This window comes from Sporosarcina sp. QA0331 (genome assembly GCF_055808055.1).
On sequence record NZ_CM147850.1, the window covers coordinates 2,542,293 to 2,566,363 of the forward strand.

A 24,071-nucleotide genomic window follows, 5' to 3' on the forward strand; every position below is an offset into this window, starting at 1 on the left:
ATCTGCTTCATAAATCTGCAGATTCTTTTGCAGTATCTCCACCAAAGATTTCAATGTCATTGCATTGTTAATGTATTCATTGTAGCTTTAATCCATATATATCCACCCAAACTGGTAGTGTTATATATTTAACATCGTAAGATTTTGTTCAATTCTCATTCTAAAATGGTTCATTATTCGAATCTGCTCTTCTGTTACCTTTTCTTTATTCCAGTACATATGCATTAAACTGTATTCAAATACTTCCTTTAACTTAATAAACAGGGGAAGTTGTTCAAACATTTCTGCAGGCAGTTCATGTTCCTCTTGATATCCGTCAATAATTGCACTTGTGATCTCCCGCCCGTATTCATCTATGTTGCCTCCTCCTACGAACGAATACTCGATCGCACTGTATATGGGAACTGCTAAATCGAAAATATAAAAGTTTTTCTCACAATCTTGAAAATCGACCATTGTCAACTTTGTTTCACCATCAACCAATATGTTTTCCAACCACAAATCTCCATGTAGCAATCCGTAGTTTGAGCTGTTTTTGGGCAACCTTTTAATTGTCGATAAAACTTCTTGTGCAATATCCCTAATCACACTTTCTTCTTTAGGGATATATCTGAGAAAAGCATATTCCTCATTATCATGCCAATCGTTGATATACTTTACTTGGTGGAGCTCTTCAAATTTCTTCGAAAAACGATGCAATCTACCTATTTGCCGTCCTAATTCTTTTAATACATGAGCGTTCCACTGCTCCCTTGGTAAATGGATACCAGGCGCTGCTTTGTATAGAACTGTCAACACTTCTTTGTTGCCAAGTATTATCTTTTCTACTACATTTCCATTTAATGAAGAAATAGTTGGCGATACTCCTAATCCTTCTTCATAAAGGAAGTTCGTATAAGTAACTTCTTCTAGTTGTTCTTCATAAGTTTTATAGTTGGTGATCCTTGCGTAATATATATCGTGTTTTGCAGTACATCGGAACATCTCGTTAGTTACCTCTTCAACTGCTAGTAACTCGACTGGATATGTTTCATTAATTAACTTAAGTATCTCTTTTTCCATAATTTATATCACCCCCATTCCTTAATAAATAGTACAGACTCATGTATGTGCTTTGATTTTATAACTCGGTTAAACCATTTCTCGTATTTTTTCGGTCTCCATTTTTTTCATTTCTCCCCTTCCAGTAGATTGTTTTTATTGTTCGAAATCTCACTAAGACATTATAGTTAAGGAAGGGGATTATAAATGTCCAAATGATTGTCATAATAGTAAACTCTTAAACTCATTCTACAAAACAGATATTTCCTTTTATTCTATACATACCTAATCGTATTTTCAATATTTGAATAAAAATTAAGTTTAATAAAAAGAGGATCGTATATTCAAGTTTGAACATACAATCCTCTTCGTTCTTTATTATTTTGAAATTTCTACAGTGTAGTCAGCCAATAACCTTGCACCATAGCCTGTTGCTGATTTTGCATAATAACCCGATGCGCTTGACTTGCTCATCATGCCCGCCATGTCGACGTGAAGCCATTTGCTGTTTTCCGGCACGAAGCGGCGAAGGAACAGTCCTGCCGTAATCGAGCCCGCAAAGTTCAATGAACTGATATTGTTCATGTCTGCGTAATCACTTGCCAATGACTTGTCGTAAGCTTCTACTAACGGCATCGGCCAGACAAAATCACCGTTTTGGTCGCCCACTTGTTTCATGACGAACGATAATTCTTCGTCGCCGAAGACACCGCCAATTTCAGACCCTAGTGCATTTACGATAGCACCTGTAAGTGTTGCGATATCGACGATGTATTCCGCATTTAATTCTCCTGCGCGGATAAGTGCGTCCGCCAAGATGAGGCGTCCTTCTGCGTCTGTATTGCCTACTTGTACTGTTTTTCCGTTTTTATAACGGATCACTTCGCCAGGGAATACGGAATTTGCATCTGGCGTATTTTCAACCATTGGAATTAAAGCGACGACATTCACTTTCGCCTGTGAATCGACGAGAAGCTGCATTGCTCCTGCAACGGCCGCAGAACCGCCCATGTCCATACGCATGCTGCTTAAATCTTTTCCGCTTTTCAGGCTGATTCCGCCTGTATCGAATGTAACGCCTTTTCCGACGAGCGCAACAAGCGGTTTGGATGCATCTCCTTCATATCGGATTTCCACGAATGATGGGTTGTATTTACTGCCACGGTTTACTGTCAAGAGACCGTTCATTTCCATCTCTTCAAGCTGCTCTTTGCCGTGTACAGTTACTTCAACATCTTTCCCTTCGAACTTTTGCTTCAATACTTCAGGATACGTTTCAGGGTTCAGGACGTCCGACAATTCATTCATCAAGTCACGAGAGAAAGCAGTAGCTGCTGCACGGATTTTACCCGATTGAATAGCTGCTTGCAAATCGTTTTCTTCGACTTCAAGTTCCGTGTTGAATCGCTCTGCTTCAGATTTATATGATAGGAATTGGTAGGAACCGAGATCCCATCCTTCTGCAAATGCAGTGTAGACTTCCTCTTTGTCCAAGCCAGCAAATACATTGCTTAGCACGCCTTCTTGCACAGTCGCTTTGTCCACTTTTTGTCCTGCTAAATCACGCGCAATGTCACCCGCGGTCGAACGGACCTTTTCCAAGTTCGACTTTTCGACTTCCTTAATGACGACATACTGCGTCTCTTCGATCAAGACCGAGCAATGACCTGCCTTTTGCTGCGCTACGAAATTTTTTCGTGTTTCGTTTCCGCTAATTAATTCATCATTTGCGAAAATGATTTTTACTTCTAACATTTTCCATTCCCCCTACGACTATTTATTTCGATTACAGAAATAGTTTACCATATGTCAGCACTTTTTAAAGAATTATCTTTTTTCGGATATGACTAAGAAGAACGTCGCAACAGGACCGAATAATAAAGATAATAAAAACCAATTCAGACCGCTTCTATTTTTTCCTTGCGCAATTCCCGCGTTGATTAATGCTAGTGTTCCCCATCCTACAAAATAGCTTCCTTCCATACTATTTCCTCCTCACTTAGATGTCTGTTTTTCCTGCTTGCTCTTTGAGAAAACCAGCCGCTTCCTGCACATCGTTCGTGCAGAAGAGCGTCTTACTTGCGTCCATGACGACCCGATCTTCCGCGTCAATATAATCTGCAAGCGGAATCGTATTAAAGAACTTTTTCCATTTATGCTGTTGCTCAAGCAGTTTAATTTCCTTCTCAACATCCTCACTGATAATTTCATTTATCATAAAAACCGTTTCATTCATGTCCACTTCTGGAAAACGCTTTGAAAGGATATTCAATTGATCTTTATCCCAGCTAGCCTGCACTAAAGAAGACGTAGATCCAACATTCTCAGCTGCATCCATCAATTCATCCGTCCACGTTTCATATTGGGTATCGTCCAGTTCATGGACCGATATGATGCCAACGTTGAAATAGATTTTATTCGCTTCTTCCGCTTTCGACTTTTTTCTCCCAAACATACAAAACACCTCCGTACTTGCTACCTTCTATACGTCTCATCATAAGAAAAGTTTCGGTGTAAATATTTTCTACAGTACCTTGCAATGAATAATACCATATGTTATATTGTTCCTAATCAGTATATTTTATAAGTCAGTAGTGTTCAATAAATAGTACTGGAAAGGAGAATGATCCATGAATATCCAATTTAAAAAAGGCGTATTGAATCTATGTGTCCTCGTACTTTTAGATAAACAGGATCGATACGGCTATGAGTTGGTACAGAAAATATCCGACCAGATTTCCATTTCTGAAGGATCTGTCTATCCGCTGCTCCGCCGCCTGACGAAAGAAGGCTATTTCACGACATACCTTCAGGAATCGACGGAAGGGCCTCCCCGTAAATATTACAAATTAACGGATGCCGGTCGGGAGTATTTGCATGAACAATTGGATGAATGGCGCAGTTTTACGGATGGGGTTAATACATTGATCGAGGAGGGCGTTCGCCATGACTGAAAACCAATTTATCAACGAGCTTGAAAGTGCTTTGAAACGTTTGCCTACTGATGAAAGAAACGATATTCTCCAAGATATCCGCGAATATTTCTCGGATGGTCGCGAGGATGGGAAAGCGGAAGAAGAAATTGCAGCTTCTCTTGGTTCACCTGCGAAAATTGCGGCTGAACTATTGGAAGCGTACCCATTCAATGAGACAGCCGAGATGAGTGTGAGCCCGACAAGTGAAGTGATTACAATACAAGATAATAGTTTTACAAAAGTGGATATCGACGTACAGCATGGAGCGCTCACCGTTTTCCCTTCGGATACGACTGAAACGAGAGTCGAGTTGACGGGAGCAAGAGAAAAACTGGAGTTAACCGCTGAAGTTCTCGGAGATACTCTAAGAATCAAACTGAAAAACAAAGCACATTGGTTATTCTTGTTCAATTTCAATACGAAAGGTGTGGCATTGAACGTGTTTATTCCAAAGAAATTGTATCAATCCATTTCCATGAAATCGGATAATGGACGGATCAACGCCGAAAAATTGATTGGGAAACAAATCGAGTGCCGCACTGATAACGGACGTATCGAATTGGCTGAACTTGCAGCAACTTCTCTTGAAGCAGAGACGGATAACGGCAGGATTGAAATTTCGAAAGTGCAGTCGGACCGCCTGAAGGCAAAAACTGATAATGGCCGGTTGACGCTAAGAAATATCGAAGCTGATTCAATCTATGCAGAATCGGATAATGGCCGCATTGAGTTCGACGAAGTTGAAGGCGAACTGACGGCAATTACGGACAATGGCCGAATCGTCCTTGCCGGGGAACATTTGGATCGCAACATTGATTTCCAAACGGATAATGGAAGCATTGAAATTACGACGACACAGAAAGCATCCAACGCGACGATCTTGGCGAAAACTGGACACGGACGAATTGACGTTTACGGTGAGCGGAATTCACGCAGCCGCTTCGGAGCAGAATTGCATCAAATCCGGCTGAAATCGGATAATGGAAGAATAACGGTGAGATGATTCCTTAGTCCCTTTTTGGTGATAAATGAACGGATTCAATAGATAACTCCTGCTATCCAATAGATAACTTTTCATATTCGATAGATAACTTTAGTGATTCAATAGATAACTACTCACATTCGATAGATAACTGTTCCAAAAGTAAAGAGGGCGAAACTTCGCCCTCTTTAACTGTTTATAGAGTTCTGATAATCACTATCATTGTTTTTAAAGTTCTCGGCACCAACCCGTTTTTTAATCTCCTCTTCGCTCAATGGCGGTGGAAGTTGATCAGCTGGGATGATTTGTTCCTCTTCGTAAACTTGATTCCTTTCAACCGCTGCATTCCTAGCGTTAATCGCACGTCCATAACTTTCAGACTCCTTTATCGTCATCCTTGCTTCTTCTTCCATTTTCATTCAAACCCGCTCCTCTTCACATTTTTATATTTACTTACCCTTCTTGAATGAAATGAAAACGATTGAATATGATATAGTGAGGCATCAATCCATGTATAGTATGATTATAGAAATTCGCTTTCATACTTCAATTGAAAAGAGGTCTTTCCATGGTTATGGTTTTTGTGGATGCAGATGGCTGTCCGGTCGTCAATGAAACGATTTCGATTGCACAGCAATTCAAACTGCCTTGTACACTTATTTGCGATACAGCTCATGAAATGCATCGGGAAGGTGCGGAGACGATTATCGTTTCCAAAGGTGCAGATGCTGTCGATTTTGTTCTCGTTAATAAAGTTCAAAAAGGTGATATCGTCGTCACCCAAGATTATGGATTAGCGGCCATGGTGTTGGCGAAGCAAGGCCACCCGATCGATCAGAACGGTAGACTGTATACGAATGAAAACATCGACCAGCTTTTATTCGCAAGACATACCGCACAGAAAATCAGAATGGCGGGAGGACGCCTACGCGGTCCGAAAAAGCGATCAAAGGAAAGCAATGAAAGATTTAAAGAGAAATTTCGAGAGCTATGCAAATTACTCCTATCTCCAACCGATTGAAGCCCGCTCTTTTGTCGGGCTTTCATATTCGATTCTACTCATTCATAAACTACTGTAATCCCTTCTACCATTTTTCATCCAACTCTCAACGATGTTTAGTATCTGACTGCTAAGGTAACAGAATGATAAACATATCGGAGGTATTTCCATGCCAAAAATTCTTTCCGTCAGCACCGTATTGCCCCCTCATGAGGTGAAGCAAGCAGAAGCAGTTGCATTGACCCGCTCGCTTTTCAGCCGGAAATTCAAAGATATTGAACGTCTTTTGAACGTCTTTCAAAACGGTGATATTGAAAAGCGGGATGTTTGCATGCCACTTGAGTGGTATGGTCAAGCACATGATTTTAAAGAGCGAAATGACTTATACATCAAGCATGCCATCGATTTAGGCGTGCAAGCTGTACTAGCCTGCCTGCAACAATCTAGTACGTTGACTAATGAAGTCTCCCCTTCAGAAATCGATGCCATTTTCTTCATTTCAAGCACTGGCATCGCCACGCCAAGTATAGAAGCCCGCATTATGAACAGGCTTCCTTTCCGTGATGACGTAAAACGGATTCCAATATGGGGGCTAGGCTGTGCAGGAGGGGCTGCCGGCGTGAGCCGAGCTTTCGAATATTGCAAAGCATTCCCGAAGGCAAATGTGCTAGTGCTCTCCATCGAACTTTGCAGCTTGACGTTCCAAAAAGACGATTATTCGAAAAGCAATCTTGTTGGGGTATCGTTGTTTTCCGACGGTGTCGCTTGTGCACTTATATCAGGTGATCAATCCGAACTTACCGTCAACATCCCTGTCCCTACCATCATCGGCACAACGTCAAAATGGATGCCTGACTCCGAGGATGTCATGGGATGGGATATTCAAAACAATGGGCTATACGTCATTTTCTCTAAAAGCATTCCATCGATCATCACTAATTGGCTCGGACCGTTCGTGCATGAATTCCTCGGCTCTTATAATCTTCAAAAAGACGACATTACTCATTTCGTTGCGCATCCTGGGGGCAAAAAAGTATTGACCGCGTATGAAGATTCGTTAGGATTTGACAGTTCAAAAACCGATATTTCGAGAGATGTGCTGCGGAATCACGGGAATATGTCTTCCCCGACAGTGTTATATGTATTAAAGCAATTCATGGAATCCGGTCCGTCTGCGGGCGATTATGGTTTGATGGCAGCGCTTGGTCCAGGTTTTTGCGGTGAATTGCTATTGTTGAAATGGGATTGAGGTGTCAAAAATGGTAATAGGTATCGTTCTTACAATCATCATTTTGCAGCGGCTTATTGAACTATTTATCGCAAAACGAAATGAAAAATGGATGAAAAGCGAAGGTGCTTTTGAAGCAGGCGCATCCCATTATCCATATATGGTCGCTATGCATGTCTTCTTTTTTATTGTGCTCATTTCGGAAGTTGTATTCCTCCATCGCCAACTTTCGTCTTTATGGCCAATTTGGTTAGGGATCTTTTTAGCTGCTCAAATTTTGCGGATTTGGTGCCTCACTTCGTTAGGTAAGTATTGGAACACAAAAATCATTGTCCTCCCGAATGCACGAGTCGTCCGGAAAGGGCCTTACAAATGGCTCCGTCATCCGAATTACATTATCGTAGCAACAGAATTGCTCGTCCTCCCTCTATTATTTAATGCTTTGATTACAGCTTTCATCTTTTCGCTCCTTAATACTTGGATGATGTCTGTCCGCATTCCTGCAGAGGAACAAGCACTTCGGAAAGCGACGAATTATACAGAAGAATTTCAGTTGTATAAATGACAAAACACCGGGAAGCAGTCTCCCCGGTGTTTCACTTTTTTAAGTCGTACGTGTTAATGTCTTCCCCATATACCCAAAAAGAATCGTCAAAATCGGCGATAGCAGACAGAAGAAGGCGAAAAACATATAGTCGAATGTTGAAACGCCCAACACTTTCGAAATGAAAATACCGCATACACTCCATGGAACGAGCGGATTTACAACGGTTCCTGCATCTTCCATAACGCGACTCAAGTTTTTATTCGCAAGTCCAACTTTCTCGTATTGTGTTTGAAACGCCTGCCCTGTTAATAAAATCGATAAATATTGTTCACCGATTAAAACGTTAATGCCGATCGCGGTCATAGCCGAAGCTGTAATAACAGAAGATACTCTTTTTAAAAGCATTTCAATCTGCGCCAACAAACTTTGGACAATCCCTAACGTAAACAACAATCCTCCCATACTAAGCGCCAATAACACTAAAGCGACTGTGAACATCATACTCTCCATTCCGCCACGTGTCAGCAATGCATCTACATCCGCCACACCCGTCGCGGAAACGTATCCACTAAACAATATGCCGAGCACTTGCGAAAACTCATAGCTTTGATGAAAGTATGAAATAACGACCGCCACTGCAGAGCTGATTGCCAACGTAAGAAAAGCTGGCACCTTCGCAATCGTTAATACAAATAAAGCAACAAGCGGAATGACCGTATACCAATGGATCATCCCTGTTTCCAGCAATGTTTCTTGAAAAAGCGCAATCTTGTCGAACTCCCCTGTCGTAACGGATGGAGACAAGATGCCAAATAAAACCAATGAGATAATGAATGCAGGAATCGTCGTCCAACCCATATTGCGGATATGCTCGAAAAGATCAACTCCTACAATAGAAGACGCAAGATTCGTCGTATCGGACAACGGCGACATTTTATCCCCAAAGAACGCCCCCGAAACAATAGCACCCGCAGCAATTGGCAATGAAAGCCCAAGCACACTAGCCATCCCAATGAACGCTACACCGACCGTTGCAACTGTCGTAAGTGAGCTTCCAATCGAGACGCCGACAATAGCCGTGACAGCGAAGACAATCGCAAAAAAGAATGTAGGGGTTATTAAATGAAACCCTGCGTAAATTAACGAAGGAATCGTCCCGCTCATCATCCAGCTGCTAATAAGAATGCCGATGAAGAAAAAGAGGAAGACTGCACCCATGCCTGCCCCTGCCCCTTCGACTAACCCTTTTTCAAGTTTTTTGAAAGGAATCCTTTTCAGAAGACCATATCCAATTAATAAAAGAATCGAAAATAGAATCGGCAAATGGGGTACTGCCTCGAATTTTATTATACTAACGCTGATCATCGCCACAATGCCGAAAACAAGCCAGATTGACTCCCAAAATGACGGCGAATGGATCGCTTTTATTTGAAACATAAAAAACTCCTCCTATTTATCATAAACTGTTCAAAAGCGGAGGGTGGCGGTTAACTGCGACAGGCATAAGACAGATTTGCGAAACGGCGCTCTTTGCCGTGCAGCAGAGCTGGCTTATGTCCCAAGCAAATCGAACTGCGAAGGGTTCGACTTGCCGTATTTCTGCAGTTTTTGCAGAAATTAAGGCAGTTCTGCCACCCGAAGTCTAGACGAAAAAAACCCCTTCTATCCCTTTGACAAGGGACGAAGGAGTTCTCCGCGATACCACCCTAGTTGACGACAGGTGAGCCTGCGTCCACTTCATTTCAATCGGAGAAACCCGTCGGTGTACTTCATGCCTGATGCTGCCTGAATTTGCACTATCCATTCAGTCTCTGTTTGCTGCCCACAACAGGATTACTATGTCGACTCTCCGTTATTTATCAAATTCAACGTTGATTGATCATGTTAGTATATTACCAGCCCTGCCCGATAAGTCAACAGTCCATCGGTCCGAATTTCAAATTCAACACGATAAATTGCCATACCCGTCGCATAAACAGGTATGGCAACTTAATAATCCTATTCTTCCCAGCCGTATACTTTCCGGTTCCAATGGCGATGTGCCGCAACAGCATTAATAAAGTTGTCGGCGAATCCGCCGTTGCCCTCGTTCATAATGATGCCAGGCCCCGCTTCTGCGTCAGACGCCTCAAAAAATACTTTTCCGGTAGACGCGATGCCAATCGTTTTGTAATGTTTATACGACTCATTGATGAAATCGACAATATCCATTGTGAATTTCTTCATATTGTCTGCCTCTCCGCCAACTACATAAATTGCATCATATAACGTCGGATGGACAGTCAAAAACGTTTCATCGATTTCAACCGCCAAATCATTTTCACCATAACGGACACCGAATCTATCTCCAACAAGGTCTACGCTCATCCCCGCATTTAAGCACGAAGAAACTAACGTTTCCACTTCATCTCCATCGAATCCGCTTCCGATCAAGATTGCCACTTTGCGCGTGTCTGGAAGCATAGCTGTTGTCAGTTGGCTTAAAGCAGGCGAAGATTCTGTGACAGGCGATTCTTCGACATCTTTCGGAAATTCAACTCCAACAGCTTCAGCTACCGCCGTTGCCAACCCGACATCCACATTGGCAAACATATCAACGACTTGCTGTCTGACGCTCATGCTCTTCACCTTGCCGACTTCAAAACTGAAGGCATCTACGATATGTTTTTTCTCAGGAATCGACATACTGTTCCAGAAAAGCTTCGCCTGTGAAAAATGGTCCGTGAATGATTCACTGCGTGCTTGAATTTTTCGGCCTTCGACTTTTTCTTGATAGTGTGCATAACCGCCTTCCTCTTCGGTTGAAACGGAAGGGGTATTGTCCGCCAATGAATTCTTATGGTAGCTCACTTGGCCGACATTGATCGTCTGCCTGCCGTATCCATCCCGTTGGTTATTATGGAATGGACAGACCGGACGATTGATCGGGAGTTCGTGGAAGTTCGGTCCTCCCAATCTGATCAACTGCGTATCTGTATACGAGAACAGGCGCCCTTGCAATAATGGGTCGTTCGTGAAGTCGATGCCCGGCACGACATTGCCCGGATGAAACGCGACTTGCTCGGTTTCCGCGAACACATTGTCGACATTCCGGTTCAATGTCATCTTACCGATAATTTTGACGGGCACTTGCTCTTCTGGCCATATCTTCGTCGGATCTAAAATATCGAAGTCGAACATGAATTCATCTTTCTCTTCGATAAGCTGAACGCCCAATTCAAACTCGACGAAATCTCCTCTTTCAATCGCTTCCCATAAGTCCCTCCGATGGAAGTCGGGATCTTTACCGTTGATCTTTTGGGCTTCATCCCAAACTAATGAATGCACACCGAGTTTCGGCTTCCAGTGGAACTTCACAAAATGCGCAATTCCCTTTTCATTAACGAAACGGAACGTATGCACTCCGAAGCCTTCCATCATCCTAAAGCTTCTCGGAATCGTTCGGTCGGACATATGCCACATGATCATGTGTGCCGATTCCTGATTGTTTGCAACAAAATCCCAAAATGTGTCGTGCGCAGAAGCAGCTTGCGGCATTTCATTATGCGGCTCAGGCTTCACCGCATGAATAAGGTCCGGAAATTTTATCGCATCCTGAATGAAAAACACGGGGATATTATTACCGACTAGGTCATAATTACCTTCCTCCGTATAAAACTTCACAGCGAATCCACGGACATCCCGTACTGTCTCACCTGAACCGCGGTTTCCTGCAACTGTCGAGAACCGTGTGAAAACGGGAGTCTTCGAGCCTGCTTCCTGTAAGAATGCGGCTTTCGTATATTTTTTCATCGACTCATATAATTCAAATTCGCCATGTGCTGCATATCCCCGAGCATGGACGACCCGCTCTGGAATTCGTTCATGGTCGAAATGAGTCATCTTCTCACGGAAATGGAAGTCTTCCATGAGAGTCGGACCCCGATAACCTGCTTTTAATGAATGTTCATCCTCTGAAATTTTCAGTCCTTGATTCGTCGTCAATTTCTTCCCTTTGTCGAGTGAGCGATAATGCTCCAATTGTTCATTTTTGCTGTTAGCATCTACGGAATGGTTTCTATCCATTTCATTTCCTCCATTCGGTTTCAGTAGTCTCCTACTCTATTCCCGTCAAGAGATTCTCCAAACAAACAGCAAATTACCATAATTGGCCGATGTTAAATCCAATATATGCCGAAAGGGCTCCTAATCCGAGAGTCAGAACACTATAGAAAATCGATTTTTCGCGTTGATCTCCCTTCCATAACTGAATTAGCTCCTTTATCAGCGTAGAAAAAGTCGTAAGGGCACCCATCAAGCCAGATGCCATAAAGACTGTCCAAAGCAACGGCAACTCCAAGCCGAATATAACACCGATTAGGAAAGAGCCAGTCAAATTGACGATCAGCGTCCCGACCGGAACCCCTTCCTCTTTATTCATCTTTGAGGAAATGAAAAATCTGAGGATGGCTCCGACAAATCCTCCTACTCCAATAACTACTGCTTCAACTACCGTCATGCTTTCACCATGCTGCGGCCAATCATAAAGCCGAATAGACCTATGGCAAGCCCCCCGATAACACTAACCGCAACATAAAGTATAGCTAGCATCACTTGCCCATCTTGCATAAGGCTCACCGTTTCCATGCTGAAGGCGGAAAACGTAGTAAACGAACCGATGAATCCTGTTGTCACCGCCGTTTGAATCTGTTTATCAGCCGTGAACCTTTGAATAACGCCTGCACTGAGAAGACAAAGGATAAATGTTCCGATCAAGTTGACAGTTAATGTCGACATCGGAAAATCTGATGCATCTATAAACAACCTTCCTATCCCTACCCGGCAAATTGCTCCGATTGCACCAGCAAAACCGATATAAAGAGCTTGTTTCATTGATCCACCTTCTTCAATAGACGACGTGATAAAATCGCTTCAAGCAACAGTTGCTTTTCAGTCTGTCCGAATTGAATCCGTATATCCTCTTCACCGATTCCATTGATGACTCCTCTTCCAAATACACGGTGTAAGACGTGCATACCGACGGATAATTCTGTTCTGTTGTCTATGCCATCAGGATCCGGCAATGTCGACAAATCAGCCTTCTGCAACTTTTCGGTGTTTTTCTTTTCCGGCTTCGTTAAAATCCCCCGAACTTCATTCAAAAATCTTGAATCCTCTTTGGACTTCCCGTTCGCCTCTCGATAGGACAGCAACTCCAATCGTTCTTTTGCCCTTGTCATTCCGACATAAAATAATCGTCTTGCTTCCTCAAGCAACATCGGGTCAGTTTCGTCTTCTTCGGATGGTATGATTCCTTTTACCAAATCGATCATGAACACACGCCTAAATTCCAATCCTTTGGCGCTATGAAAAGTCGATAACGTCAATGCATTTGCGGGTGGATTGAATTTCGCCTGCTGCACCGCCTGTTCCAATTCCTTCAAGCGATTTGCAAAATCAACCATTGTACGCACTTGAGACGCGATTCCTTCAAGCGTATCAAGAATGCCAAGAAGCTGATCGATTCGATAGCCGAATTTTGCCGCCCGACTTTTCAAAGCTTCCTCATATTCAAGTTCATATCTGATCATCCGGATTACTTGTGCAGGCCGCATATCGGGAATTTTTTTATAAACTTCAATGCAAGCATCCAATTTTTCGATTTGGCTGCCTTTCAACTGAACAGATTGGATGAACGCCTCAAATACATTTCCGGATGTCACTTTATTCATGAACCGGGATAACATATCTCGTGAGATGAATAGATTCATTTTCATGACGATTTTTGCGAAAACGTCTTTCCTTTCTACGTTGAAGCTGAGCCGCATGAAATTCAAAATATCTTCTACAACCCAATGGGAAAAGAATTTATCATCTGCGTCTTTCATGTAGAAAGGGATTCCCCTTCGATGGAGTTCGTTGACATACATTGTAGAGGAAGCGTTATTTCTAAATAAAACAGCCACTTCCTCCAAGTTTTGCTCATCCAATAATTCGTAGGTAACATATTCCAAAAGCCGTTTCGGGTCTTCGAATTGCTTCATGACAATCGGTCCCGCTTCTTCATTGTCCGTCCGCATCTCTTTCCTATACCTTTGCTTATTTCGTGTAATGAATTTAGCTGCGGTATCTACGATTTCTTTTGATGAACGGTAATTCTGCTCCATTCTAAGCAACTTTGCATCTGGGTACACTTGCTTGAAGTTCAGTAAATAGGCAGGATCAGCTCCGCGCCACGTATAAATTGATTGATCATCATCCGCTACGACACATAGATTACCATGATGCGCAACGAGATGCTCGACAATCCGATGCTGAACAAGAGAAGTGTCCTGGCTTTCGTCTGTCAATACATAGTCATACCGGGAGCGGAATAACTCAGCAAGTTGTTCATCGACTCGTAATGCCTGTTCTGCAATGGACAGCATGTCATCAAAATCGAGCAGAAGATGCCCTTGCGTTTTCGATTTGATTTGTTCATAGCCAAGCGCAATGGTACCTGCCTTGTCGAACGGAGCTTGAACTTGTTCCCATTCGTTGAAATGGATCATCCTGTTTTTCAGAAAACTGATAAATGTCGACAGCGATGTCAATTCATCTTCTGTGCCGTCTTCCCGAAGAGTTTCTTTATAGAGCCGTTTCAGCAACGACATTTTAGTAAGAGGTTGTTTCTGATTCCCACCGCCTTCGATCAATTCAAATGTAACTCCTGTCTTTTGCAAATAGGTGCGGGTAATTGTAAATGCGAGGCTATGAATCGTCGAAAAATCGACTGGAGGATGCTGTGGGAAAAAACGTTTGAAACGTTCTGTCATATCGCGCGCTGATGCTCGACTGAATGTGATTGCTTTTATGCGTTTCGGATTCGCATTCTTCTCCTCGATCAAATAGCCGATCCGCATAATCATTGTTGTCGTTTTCCCCGATCCGGGACATGCTAATAACAACAACGGACCTTCCGTTTGCTTAACAGCGTTTTTCTGAACATCGTTCAATTGTATATGTAGTTCATTCTTTTTCCTTATAAAAAAATCAGTCATTGCATTGGTGCTCCTTCTTCTTACGATGTTCTTAATTTACCATACGAACGCGCATTTTGTAGACTTTACGTCCATGAAAAAGAAACAACCTCTGCAATTTACGCAGAGGTTGTCGATTAAAAGCCGCCTGACTCAAGCCTATCGTTTTGAATGTCCACTTTTTTCTTCTTGCTGCCTTGATACGCAGTGGAGGCGACTTCGTTCGTATGCCGCTGTTCGTCGGTATACTCGGTTCCCGCCAGTTGGGCCCTGTTCGTATTATCTTTATTGTTGTTGCTCTCTTTGTTTTTATGTTCTTTAGACAATTCAATCGCTCCTTCTTCGGTAGTCTGTATAGGAATACCCTTTTAAAGGAGAGTTAATCCCAGTTATTTAGGGACACCGATTGAATTGAGAGGATAAAACCTGAAACCAACCTTTCCAACGACTGAGTCTTCATCGATACAACCGATTGCTCGGCTATCCGTACTGTTCCTCCGATTATCGCCCAACACGAAAAGCTGTCCTTCAGGCACTGTAACTTCAAAGTCCTCCGTCAACTTTTGATCTTTGAATAGTTGTTCCTTATTTGCTTGGATATAGTCCTCTTCATACTCTTTCCCGTTAATGAAAAGCCTGTCATCTTTCATGACAACTGTATCCCCCGGCAAACCGATCACTCGTTTAATATAATCTTCTGTCGATCCAGGCGCATGGAAAACTACCAGATCGAAATGATCAAGTTTATGGATTTTTGAAATGATGACTCGGTTTTCCGATTCGAATGTCGGTTCCATGGATTGACCGGAAACGATGACTGGTGAGAATAGAAAGTGTCTAATGACAAACACGAGCACGCAAGCAACGGCGATCGCTTTAATCCATGAAAAGATTTCAGAAGTTGTTTCTTTTTTCATTTAGAAGCCCCCGATCTTACAATTTGTATAGTATATAGTATAAACTAGTTAACGTATGAATGGTTCACTTTCAAAGAACTTGCTGCAAATGCGCTGTGCAATTGAACAGACGGCAAAGATTTTTATCTTCGTTCAGCTCGACAATTGTCACTGATGTGTTATCGAGGCTTTTTTCATAAACGGTTTCAGTAACGAGCTCATTCAACATCCGCTTAATGAAGCTACCATGGCTGACGACTAACACTTTTTTACCGGCATGCTTCTTTTTGATTGCATCAATTGATTCCAACCCGCGGGAAACGATGGACTCTTGTGATTCAAATCCCATGTCGAGCTGTCTCCAATCTTCCCCCCACTTCTCGATGCGCTCCGCCTCAGTCGTCCCTTCTACCAAACCGCCGCCAATTTCACGCAAGCGTGCATCTTCCGCAAGTTCTACACCCGGCATTTTCTCAGCAATAATTTCCGCTGTCTTCTTTGCCCTTAGTAGATGGCTTGTATAAATAACATCCCACTGCTCCTTGGACAATCTATCCGCCACACGCTCCGCCATTTCAATCCCTTCTTCATCCAACGGGACATCTGAACTGCCTTGCGCTCTTCCTTCCTTATTCCACGCTGTTACACCATGCCTAACAAACCCGATAATCGTCAAAACGACCATTCCCCCTTGCAGTTTTACTTTAAACAATATAGCCGAGCGAACGAAGCACGTTGTTCATGAATGATTCAATGTACAAATACACTTCTTCCCGCTCTGGCTCTTGATAAAGATCATGATAAAGCCTTTTCCATTCCTTGTATTGAAATTCGGAAAGATTTTGGCTCAACAGCCATCTTTTCGCGAATGAAACATCTGTAATCTTATCTTGTTCCCCTGTATGGATAAGAACCGGTGTGTCAAAAATGCTTTCTTCATGACTTGTAACGGATTTCATCAATGCAAGCAACTCGCGATACCAAGATGCGACGACTGCTGAACTATAGTCCCGATCATTTTGAAACTCTATGTACATATCATAGTTTCGCGTCAGTAATTCAATTGTAATGTCATGGTTCAATTTCATTGAACTTGAAAGTTTCGTCAGCACTCCTGAGAACTTGGATGGCTGATGTTTTATGGAGAGCCAAGGGGAACTGAAAATAAAGCCTGCGCATTCCGGTTTCTCACGTTGCAGAATATGCATGACAAGTGTAGCGCCAAGGCCATGTCCCAGTACGAATAATGGCAAATTATCCTGCAGTGCAATATCGATCATTTTTCTTACATGTTCCACATACGATTCGAATGGTTCGTCATGGAGCCTTCTCCCGCTTTCAGAACCATGACCTGGCAAATCGGTTGTAACGACATGGAATCCTCCGTTCCGAAGCTTTTGGATGAGCCACGCATAGCGCCGATGATGTTCGTAAGCATTATGGACAATCGCAATTACTGCTTTCGGCTGCCCTTCTGCTTCCCATTTCCACATGGCACTCACCTCCCCTTTATGTTAATGAAAGTTTTATGATACGATAAATTATACATGATTTTTAGAAAAGGAGAGACGTTCATGATTTATCCTTACAACGGAAAGTCACCACAAATCGACCCATCCGTCTACGTTGCGGAGTATGCAACGATCACTGGCGATGTGACGATCGGGGCAAACAGTTCCATTTGGTTCAATACGGTCATCCGAGGAGATGTCGCCCCGACGATTATCGGCGAGCGAGTGAGCATCCAAGATTTAAGCTGCCTTCATCAGAGTCCAGGCAATACATTGCTCATCGAAGACGATGTTACGGTCGGCCATAAAGCTCTTTTACATAGTTGTATTGTCCGCAAAGGTGCACTCATCGGTATGGGATCAATCATTTTGGACGGAGCCGAAATCGGCGAAGGAGCTTTCATCGGTGCAGGCAGCCTCGTCCCGCCCGGTAAGAAAATACCGCCTGGCTGTTTGGCTTTCGGCTCCCCTGCAAAAGTCGTCCGCGAATTGAATGATGAAGATCGAGCGGAGATGAAACGTGTTTTGAACAGCTATGTTGAAAAAGGCAGGATTTATAAAGAGATGCAAAAATGAAAGGGTGCTGTCCAATTGGGCAGCATCTTTATTTATTTGAAACGAGTAATATGATAATGCCTGCAACTATGATCAAAGCAACAAAGCCAACTAATAGGAACAACCATAAACTAATAGCCATTATAGAATCCCATCCTCACTTTTTATTACTATTATAAACGCTATGACTCTCGTTAGGTTCCTTCATCTGTTAAACAATGTCGCTTTGAGAAATTAATGATTCTTAGATTCCTTACTCTGTTGGCTAAACAAAAATCAGCAGTACTCATCGAGTATCCGATGAAGTGCTGCTGATTTCATTATAGATATTAAAGAGTCAATCCAGCTTTCACTATCAAATCTTCCGCTTTGTCCGTCTGCTCCCAAGGGAGTTCCACATCGGTACGTCCAAAATGGCCATATGCCGCTGTTTGTTTGTAAATCGGACGGCGAAGGTCAAGCATTTTAATAATACCGGCAGGGCGTAGATCGAATAGTTCGCGCACGATTTCCGCTAGCTTGCTTTCCTCGAGTTTGCCTGTTCCGAACGTATCAATTGAAATTGAAACAGGTTTTGCAACACCGATTGCATAAGCCAATTGAACTTCACAACGATCTGCAAGTCCTGCAGCAACGATATTTTTCGCTACGTAGCGCGCAGCATATGATGCTGAACGGTCCACTTTCGTCGCATCTTTACCGGAGAATGCTCCGCCACCGTGACGCGCGTAGCCGCCATATGTGTCAACGATGATCTTCCGACCTGTCAAGCCTGCATCCCCTTGTGGTCCGCCGATGACGAAACGGCCAGATGGGTTGATGAAGTATTTTGTTTCTTCATCTAACAACTCTGCTGGCACAACTGGGTAAATGACATGTTCTTTAATGTCTTGTTGAATTTGTTCAAGTGTAATATCAGGATGATGTTGAGTCGAAATGACAATCGTATCTATTCTTACAGGACGGTTGTTCTCATCATACTCTACTGTCACTTGTGTTTTTCCATCGGGGCGCAAATACTCAAGAGTTTCATCTTTTCTCACTTGCGCAAGTCTGCGTGAAAGCTTATGGGATAAGCTGATCGGCATCGGCATAAGCTCAGGTGTTTCATTGCAAGCATATCCGAACATTAGCCCTTGGTCTCCTGCTCCGATCGCTTCGAGCTCTTCATCCGTCATTGTCCCTTCACGTGCTTCAAGGGCCTGATCGACACTTGCCGCGATGTCAGGAGATTGTTCATCGATGGACGTCAATACGGATGACGTCTCCCAGTCGAATCCGAACTTAGCGCGTGTATAGCCAATTTCCTTCACTGTGTCCCGTACGACTTTCGGTATGTCTACATAAGTTGTTGTCGTAATTTCTCCGATGACCAAAACGAGTCCTGTCGTAATTGTCGTTTCACAGGCTACACGTGCATTCGGATCTTCCTCTAAGATGGCATCCAAAATGGCGTCAGAAATCTGATCGCACATTTTATCCGGATGGCCTTCAGTTACCGATTCTGAAGTGAACAATCGGCGATTTGTCATTGTCATTTCCTCCTTAAAAGCTTGCAAATATTGATACGGTACTCTAATTGTCCCAGTAAGTTCAGCGCCTAGAGAGTCGACGTCAACATACACAAGGATTAAGGGCTTAATTCATTCAATAAAAAAGCCCTTCGCTCACGTAAATATACATGAGGAAAGGCATAATTTCAAAAGCAGCACCTTTCACTCTTATCGTCCAAGGAATTCACCTTGCTCCAGGTTTGGCACCTTCTCGCGGCCAAAATGGTCCACGCAGGTTGCCGGGCTTCATAGGGCCTGTCCCTCCGCCAGCTCGGGATAAGAGTATCCGTTCAATAAATAATCCTACGAAAAAGTTTGTACTTTGTCAAACATTTTTATGCATATTTGCTTGAGTTTTGAATTAGTATAGATTATTATTCTAAATGTGTTATACTATTTACGAAATGTGATGAAACCCACCAACTGGGATTACATGCAAAGGACGGTACTTAAAATGATTTCAGCTAAAATTGAAAACGGATTACACGAGTTACTTTCAGGCAACAACGTAAACATACAGCCTTCAGTGGCGGAACTGGTTGAAAAAGCAACTTCCCGTGGAGAAGCGAAACTTTCTGCAGATGGCGCACTTACTGCGGAGACAGGAAAGTATACTGGCCGTTCTCCTGAGGATAAGTATATTGTCGAAGAAGAATCTTCAAAAGACAAAATCGACTGGGGCAAAGTGAACCGCCCGATTTCACCTGAAATCTTTGATTCATTATATAAGAAAGTCCTAAATCATTTAAAAGCTAAAGAAGAGCTATTCGTATTCAAAGGATTTGCTGGGGCAGATAAAGCATCTCAGCTGTCCATCCAAGTCATCAATGAATTCGCATGGCAAAACTTATTCGTAAACAATCTTTTCATTCGCCCTACTGAGGAAGAATTGAAAACGCATGAAGCTCAATTCACGGTTATCGCTGCTCCGACATTTAAAGCAGATCCGGCAGTAGACGGAACGAAATCCGAAACCTTCATCATTGTATCACTTGAGAAGCGTATTGTGTTGATTGGCGGTACGGAATATGCGGGAGAAATGAAAAAATCTATTTTCTCCGTTATGAACTACTTGCTCCCAGAGCGCGGAATCCTATCCATGCACTGCTCTGCAAACGTTGGCGAAGAAGGAGATGTCGCTTTATTCTTCGGTCTTTCCGGAACAGGAAAAACGACGCTTTCCGCAGATGCTAACCGCAAGTTAATTGGTGATGATGAGCATGGCTGGTCCGCAAACGGTGTATTCAACATCGAAGGCGGATGCTACGCGAAAACGATTAATCTCTCACAAGAGAAAGAACCTGAAATTTACGGAGCGATCCGTTTCGGTTCGGTCTTGGAAAACGTCGTCTTGGATGAAAAGACACGCAAGCCGGATTACGACGATAATTCATTGACTGAAAATACACGTGCAGCGTACCCGATCCATAATATCGAAAACATCGTGATGCCATCTGTTGCGGGACATCCGAAAGCAATTGTCTTCTTAACAGCGGATGCATTCGGCGTATTGCCTCCAATCTCCAAATTAACGAAGGAACAAGCGATGTATCACTTCCTAAGCGGCTTCACTTCGAAGCTAGCAGGAACTGAGCGCGGCGTCACTTCACCGGAAGCGACATTCTCTACATGCTTTGGTGCCCCTTTCCTCCCATTGCCTGCAACGGTCTACGCAGAAATGCTAGGGAAGAAAATCGACGAACATGATGCACAAGTCTTCCTTGTCAACACAGGATGGACTGGTGGAGTTTACGGCGTAGGTCATCGTATGTCTTTGAAACATACACGTACAATGGTCCGTGCAGCAATCGCTGGCGAATTGAACGATGTGGAATACGAAGAGAATGCAATTTTCGGCCTTGCTATGCCAAAAGCAATTGACGGTGTACCGACTGAAGTATTGAACCCTCGTAACGCTTGGAGCGATCCAGCGGCTTATGATCAAAAAGCGAAAGAGTTGGCGGACCTTTTCCGTGAGAACTTCAAGAAATTCGGTCATGTTTCTGAAGAAATCACTCAAAAAGGCGGACCAAACGCATAATACAATAAAAGAAGATCCTGGTGCAAATTGCATCAGGATCTTTTTATTATTTTGCAAATAGTATCTCTCCCCTCATAAGTATCTGCATGCATAGAATCAGTCCGCCTGCAAACAATGAACTGAGGACTTACAAAAAGGAGAGCTAAATATGACAACTGCTTATAAAGGTACGAATAAATTAATAACAGGAATCGTATTTGGAGTCCTGACGTTTTGGTTGTTCGCCCAAGCAATGGTGAACGTCGTTCCAGCAGTACAAACTGATTTAGGTGTCTCTTCAGGGACATTGAACATTGCCATTAGTTTAACTGCACTTTTCTCGGGTATTTTTATTGTAGCAGCAGGTGGGCTTGCCGATAAATTCGGACGAAAGAAACTAACAAATATCGGTCTCATTCTAAGCATTATCGGCTCACTTTGCTTAGTGTTAACAAACGGCTCACTACTACTCATTATCGGCCGGATCATTCAAGGATTATCAGCCGCATGTATTATGCCTTCAACAATCGCTTTAGTGAAAGACTATTTTGAAGGGGCAGAACGACAACGTGCGCTCAGTTATTGGTCGATTGGTTCTTGGGGAGGTTCAGGTGTCTGTTCCTTATTAGGCGGTGCGATCGCAACATATATGGGATGGAAATGGATTTTTATCTTCTCCATTATCTTTGCAATTCTTGCATTGTGGCTCATAAAAGACACACCGGAAAGTAAAGCGAAACAAACAGGTAATTCCAAATTCGATATTGGCGGACTTATTGTATTTATCATTACAATGCTTGCGTTAAATATATTCATTACACAAGGTGATGAAATCGGATGGACAAACTGGATAACAGCCGTATTGATAGCCGTTGCAATTATTGGTGCTATTGCGTTTATTAAAGTCGAGAACGGTAAAGAAAACGCATTGATTGATTTCAAATTGTTTAAAAATGCTCCGTATACTGGTGCAACTGTCTCTAACTTTTTACTCAATGCTGTCGCCGGAACGCTAGTCGTCGCGAATACGTATGTACAGGAAGGTAGAGGATTTACATCATTCCAATCGGGGATGCTCTCTATCGGTTATTTAGTTGCCGTACTTGCTATGATTCGTGTAGGTGAAAAGATTCTTCAAAGAATCGGTGCGAAAAAACCGATGCTTTGGGGTACGATTTTGACGTTGATTGGCGTTGGAGTGATGGGCTTAACTTTCTTACCGGATGTTGCTTATACTGTCGTTGTTTTTATTGGTTTCGCTTTGTTCGGATTAGGTTTAGGTATTTATGCAACACCATCTACAGACACTGCTGTATCGAACGCGCCGGACGAGAAAATAGGCGCCGCTTCTGGAATTTATAAAATGGCAAGTTCTCTCGGTTCAGCTTTTGGAGTCGCAATCTCAGCGACAGTATATGCTATGCTATCAGAAAGTAGCGGTGTTGACACTGCAGCTACCGGAGGCATTATCGCCAATGTCATTTTCGCCGGAATCGCATTATTATCAATCATCTTTATGGTTCCTAATAATGCCGGGAAAAGCGAAGCTAATTAAGGGAGTGGATATCGTGAAAGATAAATTAATGAACATGCTTGACGACCGTAAAAATGAAATGATTGAAATCCGCCGCCACTTGCATGAATACCCCGAGCTGTCATTTAAAGAAGAAAAAACAGCTCAGTATATAGCCGACTTCTACAAAGGCAAGGATGTCGGAATTCAAACGAACGTTGGAAATGGATACGGAATTATCGTTACAATTAAAGGCGGAAAACCCGGTAAAACAATTGGATTGCGTGCAGATTTTGATGCTTTGCCAATCGTTGAAGAAACACCAGTTCCTTTCAAGTCGAAAAATGAAGGGGTCATGCATGCTTGCGGACATGATGGACATACAGCCTATATGCTAATACTGGCGGATTGTTTAATCCAACTGAAATCGGAATTAGCCGGGACGATAAAAATCATTCATCAACATGCTGAAGAGGTTCCTCCAGGCGGGGCAAAAAGCATTATCGAATCCGGAGTGCTGGATGATTTGGATGAAGTGTATGGCATTCACCTATTGCCAATTGCTTCAGCTGGAATGGTAGGTTTCAACAAAGGCTATGCTTTCAATGGACGGGCTTATATGAAACTAAAAATACAAGGCAGAGGCGGACACGGTTCCTCCCCTCATTTGGCGAATGATGCCATTGTTGCAGGAGCTCACTTTGTCACAGCAGTTCAAACAATTATTAGTCGTAGACTTAGCCCTTTTGACATTGGGGTCATTACAATTGGATCGTTCGATGGAGCAGGCACATTTAATGTCATTAAAGACAGTGTAGTGCTTGAAGGGGATATTCGTTATATGACGGTTGAAACGCAAGAAACGATCGAACGGGAACTCAAACGCCTAGCCAAAGGACTAGAAGCGGAGTTCGATGTACAATGCGACCTTACATACACACCAGATTATCCTCCACTATACAATAATCCTGAGCTGACTGAAAAAGTGGCTGTAGCATTGATAAATGCAAATGTGAAAGAAATAACAGAGGTAAAAGAAGTACCACCAATGGCTCCTTCCGAAGATTTTGCATACTATGCTGAAAGATTCCCGGCTTGTTTCTTTTATATCGGCTGCACTCCTAAAGGAGTTGAAAAACCATATTTCAATCATCATCCCAAATTCGATATCGACGAAGACGCACTACTTGTTGCTGCTAAAGCCGTTGGACAAGTAGTTTGCAGTATTCAGGGTGAATAAAGCCACAAAAAA

24 protein-coding genes and 1 riboswitch are annotated in these 24,071 nt (G+C 42.9%); of the genes, 9 read left to right on the forward strand and 15 right to left on the reverse strand.

Translation table 11 applies throughout. The features are described from left to right. Positions 1-120 precede the first annotated feature (120 nt). From AC0L13_RS12780 to AC0L13_RS12795, 4 genes are all read right to left on the reverse strand, one after another. Positions 121-1,062 (reverse strand): phosphotransferase enzyme family protein, encoded by a 942-nt coding sequence (locus AC0L13_RS12780; protein ID WP_473640158.1) that lies wholly within the window; start codon positions 1,060-1,062, stop codon positions 121-123. A 357-nt stretch (positions 1,063-1,419) separates the two neighbouring features. Then, complete coding sequence (locus AC0L13_RS12785) at positions 1,420-2,796, reverse strand: leucyl aminopeptidase family protein (protein ID WP_473640160.1); 1,377 nt, start codon at positions 2,794-2,796, stop codon at positions 1,420-1,422. A gap of 72 nt (positions 2,797-2,868) precedes the next feature. Continuing rightward, positions 2,869-3,024: a hypothetical protein gene (locus AC0L13_RS12790; protein WP_440501045.1), complete on the reverse strand. Its 156-nt coding sequence runs from the start codon at positions 3,022-3,024 to the stop codon at positions 2,869-2,871. Between the two features lie 16 nt (positions 3,025-3,040). Next, a complete protein-coding gene (locus tag AC0L13_RS12795; RefSeq protein WP_473640163.1) occupies positions 3,041-3,496 on the reverse strand; it encodes a hypothetical protein in 456 nt (151 codons plus the stop codon). Positions 3,497-3,671: 175 nt separating this feature from the next. Here AC0L13_RS12795 and AC0L13_RS12800 point away from each other — a divergent pair, with 175 nt between their 5' ends. Further along, positions 3,672-3,995, forward strand: coding sequence for a PadR family transcriptional regulator (locus tag AC0L13_RS12800; protein WP_473640165.1), 324 nt, complete (start codon positions 3,672-3,674; stop codon positions 3,993-3,995). Next, a complete protein-coding gene (locus AC0L13_RS12805; RefSeq protein ID WP_473640167.1) occupies positions 3,988-5,019 on the forward strand; it encodes a DUF4097 family beta strand repeat-containing protein in 1,032 nt (343 codons plus the stop codon). The genes AC0L13_RS12800 and AC0L13_RS12805 overlap by 8 nt, the downstream gene beginning before the upstream one ends. A 167-nt stretch (positions 5,020-5,186) precedes the next feature. Here AC0L13_RS12805 and AC0L13_RS12810 read toward each other — a convergent pair whose 3' ends face one another. Then, the gene (locus AC0L13_RS12810) at positions 5,187-5,417 is read right to left on the reverse strand and encodes a hypothetical protein (RefSeq protein WP_473640169.1); all 231 of its coding nucleotides are present in this window, start codon (positions 5,415-5,417) and stop codon (positions 5,187-5,189) included. Positions 5,418-5,566: 149 nt separating this feature from the next. On the opposite strand from AC0L13_RS12810, the gene AC0L13_RS12815 reads away from it, so the two are divergent. The 3 genes from AC0L13_RS12815 (at position 5,567) to AC0L13_RS12825 (ending at position 7,791) form a co-directional block, all read left to right on the forward strand. After that, complete coding sequence (locus AC0L13_RS12815; protein WP_473640172.1) at positions 5,567-6,019, forward strand: YaiI/YqxD family protein; 453 nt, start codon at positions 5,567-5,569, stop codon at positions 6,017-6,019. 148 nt (positions 6,020-6,167) lie between these two features. Beyond that, on the forward strand, positions 6,168-7,247 hold the full coding sequence (locus AC0L13_RS12820) for a type III polyketide synthase (protein WP_473640174.1): 1,080 nt from the start codon (positions 6,168-6,170) through the stop codon (positions 7,245-7,247). Between the two features lie 10 nt (positions 7,248-7,257). Then, positions 7,258-7,791, forward strand: coding sequence for an isoprenylcysteine carboxyl methyltransferase family protein (locus tag AC0L13_RS12825; protein ID WP_473640176.1), 534 nt, complete (start codon positions 7,258-7,260; stop codon positions 7,789-7,791). Positions 7,792-7,830: 39 nt separating this feature from the next. Here the strand turns inward: AC0L13_RS12825 and nhaC are convergent, their stop codons facing one another. The 9 genes from nhaC to AC0L13_RS12870 all read right to left on the reverse strand — a co-directional run bounded on the left by nhaC (position 7,831) and on the right by AC0L13_RS12870 (position 17,160). Continuing rightward, positions 7,831-9,210, reverse strand: a complete 1,380-nt coding sequence (nhaC, locus tag AC0L13_RS12830; RefSeq protein ID WP_473640178.1) for a Na+/H+ antiporter NhaC — start codon at positions 9,208-9,210, stop codon at positions 7,831-7,833. 561 nt (positions 9,211-9,771) lie between these two features. Next, positions 9,772-11,838, reverse strand: coding sequence for a catalase (locus tag AC0L13_RS12835; RefSeq protein WP_473640180.1), 2,067 nt, complete (start codon positions 11,836-11,838; stop codon positions 9,772-9,774). Positions 11,839-11,911: 73 nt separating this feature from the next. Beyond that, complete coding sequence (locus AC0L13_RS12840) at positions 11,912-12,271, reverse strand: fluoride efflux transporter FluC (protein ID WP_473640182.1); 360 nt, start codon at positions 12,269-12,271, stop codon at positions 11,912-11,914. Next, positions 12,268-12,645, reverse strand: coding sequence for a fluoride efflux transporter CrcB (gene crcB / locus AC0L13_RS12845; RefSeq protein WP_473640184.1), 378 nt, complete (start codon positions 12,643-12,645; stop codon positions 12,268-12,270). Before crcB ends, AC0L13_RS12840 begins: the two co-directional genes overlap by 4 nt. Then, entirely contained in the window at positions 12,642-14,792 is a 2,151-nt protein-coding gene (locus AC0L13_RS12850; protein ID WP_473640186.1) for an ATP-dependent helicase, read from the reverse strand. The genes crcB and AC0L13_RS12850 overlap by 4 nt, the downstream gene beginning before the upstream one ends. A 116-nt stretch (positions 14,793-14,908) precedes the next feature. Beyond that, positions 14,909-15,097 carry a hypothetical protein gene (locus tag AC0L13_RS12855; protein ID WP_473640189.1) on the reverse strand — a complete coding sequence of 63 codons (189 nt, stop codon included), beginning with the start codon at positions 15,095-15,097 and terminating at the stop codon, positions 14,909-14,911. A gap of 63 nt (positions 15,098-15,160) precedes the next feature. Beyond that, positions 15,161-15,688, reverse strand: a complete 528-nt coding sequence (gene lepB / locus AC0L13_RS12860; protein ID WP_473640192.1) for a signal peptidase I — start codon at positions 15,686-15,688, stop codon at positions 15,161-15,163. Between the two features lie 70 nt (positions 15,689-15,758). Further along, positions 15,759-16,352: a histidine phosphatase family protein gene (locus tag AC0L13_RS12865; protein WP_473640195.1), complete on the reverse strand. Its 594-nt coding sequence runs from the start codon at positions 16,350-16,352 to the stop codon at positions 15,759-15,761. Positions 16,353-16,371: 19 nt separating this feature from the next. After that, positions 16,372-17,160, reverse strand: a complete 789-nt coding sequence (locus AC0L13_RS12870) for an alpha/beta fold hydrolase (protein ID WP_473640198.1) — start codon at positions 17,158-17,160, stop codon at positions 16,372-16,374. A gap of 81 nt (positions 17,161-17,241) precedes the next feature. Between AC0L13_RS12870 and AC0L13_RS12875 the strand changes: the two genes are divergently transcribed. After that, on the forward strand, positions 17,242-17,754 hold the full coding sequence (locus tag AC0L13_RS12875) for a gamma carbonic anhydrase (RefSeq protein ID WP_473640200.1): 513 nt from the start codon (positions 17,242-17,244) through the stop codon (positions 17,752-17,754). Positions 17,755-18,062: 308 nt separating this feature from the next. On the opposite strand, the gene metK is transcribed toward AC0L13_RS12875, so the two are convergent. Beyond that, a complete protein-coding gene (gene metK, locus AC0L13_RS12880; protein WP_473640202.1) occupies positions 18,063-19,265 on the reverse strand; it encodes a methionine adenosyltransferase in 1,203 nt (400 codons plus the stop codon). Positions 19,266-19,451: 186 nt separating this feature from the next. After that, positions 19,452-19,569, reverse strand: a riboswitch (SAM riboswitch). Positions 19,570-19,740: 171 nt separating this feature from the next. On the opposite strand from metK, the gene pckA reads away from it, so the two are divergent. From pckA to AC0L13_RS12895, 3 genes are all read left to right on the forward strand, one after another. Next, entirely contained in the window at positions 19,741-21,327 is a 1,587-nt protein-coding gene (gene pckA / locus AC0L13_RS12885; protein ID WP_473640204.1) for a phosphoenolpyruvate carboxykinase (ATP), read from the forward strand. A gap of 148 nt (positions 21,328-21,475) precedes the next feature. After that, positions 21,476-22,861, forward strand: a complete 1,386-nt coding sequence (locus AC0L13_RS12890) for an MFS transporter (RefSeq protein WP_473640206.1) — start codon at positions 21,476-21,478, stop codon at positions 22,859-22,861. Positions 22,862-22,874: 13 nt separating this feature from the next. After that, the gene (locus tag AC0L13_RS12895; RefSeq protein WP_473640208.1) at positions 22,875-24,059 is read left to right on the forward strand and encodes an amidohydrolase; all 1,185 of its coding nucleotides are present in this window, start codon (positions 22,875-22,877) and stop codon (positions 24,057-24,059) included. The last annotated feature ends 12 nt before the right edge of the window (positions 24,060-24,071 follow it).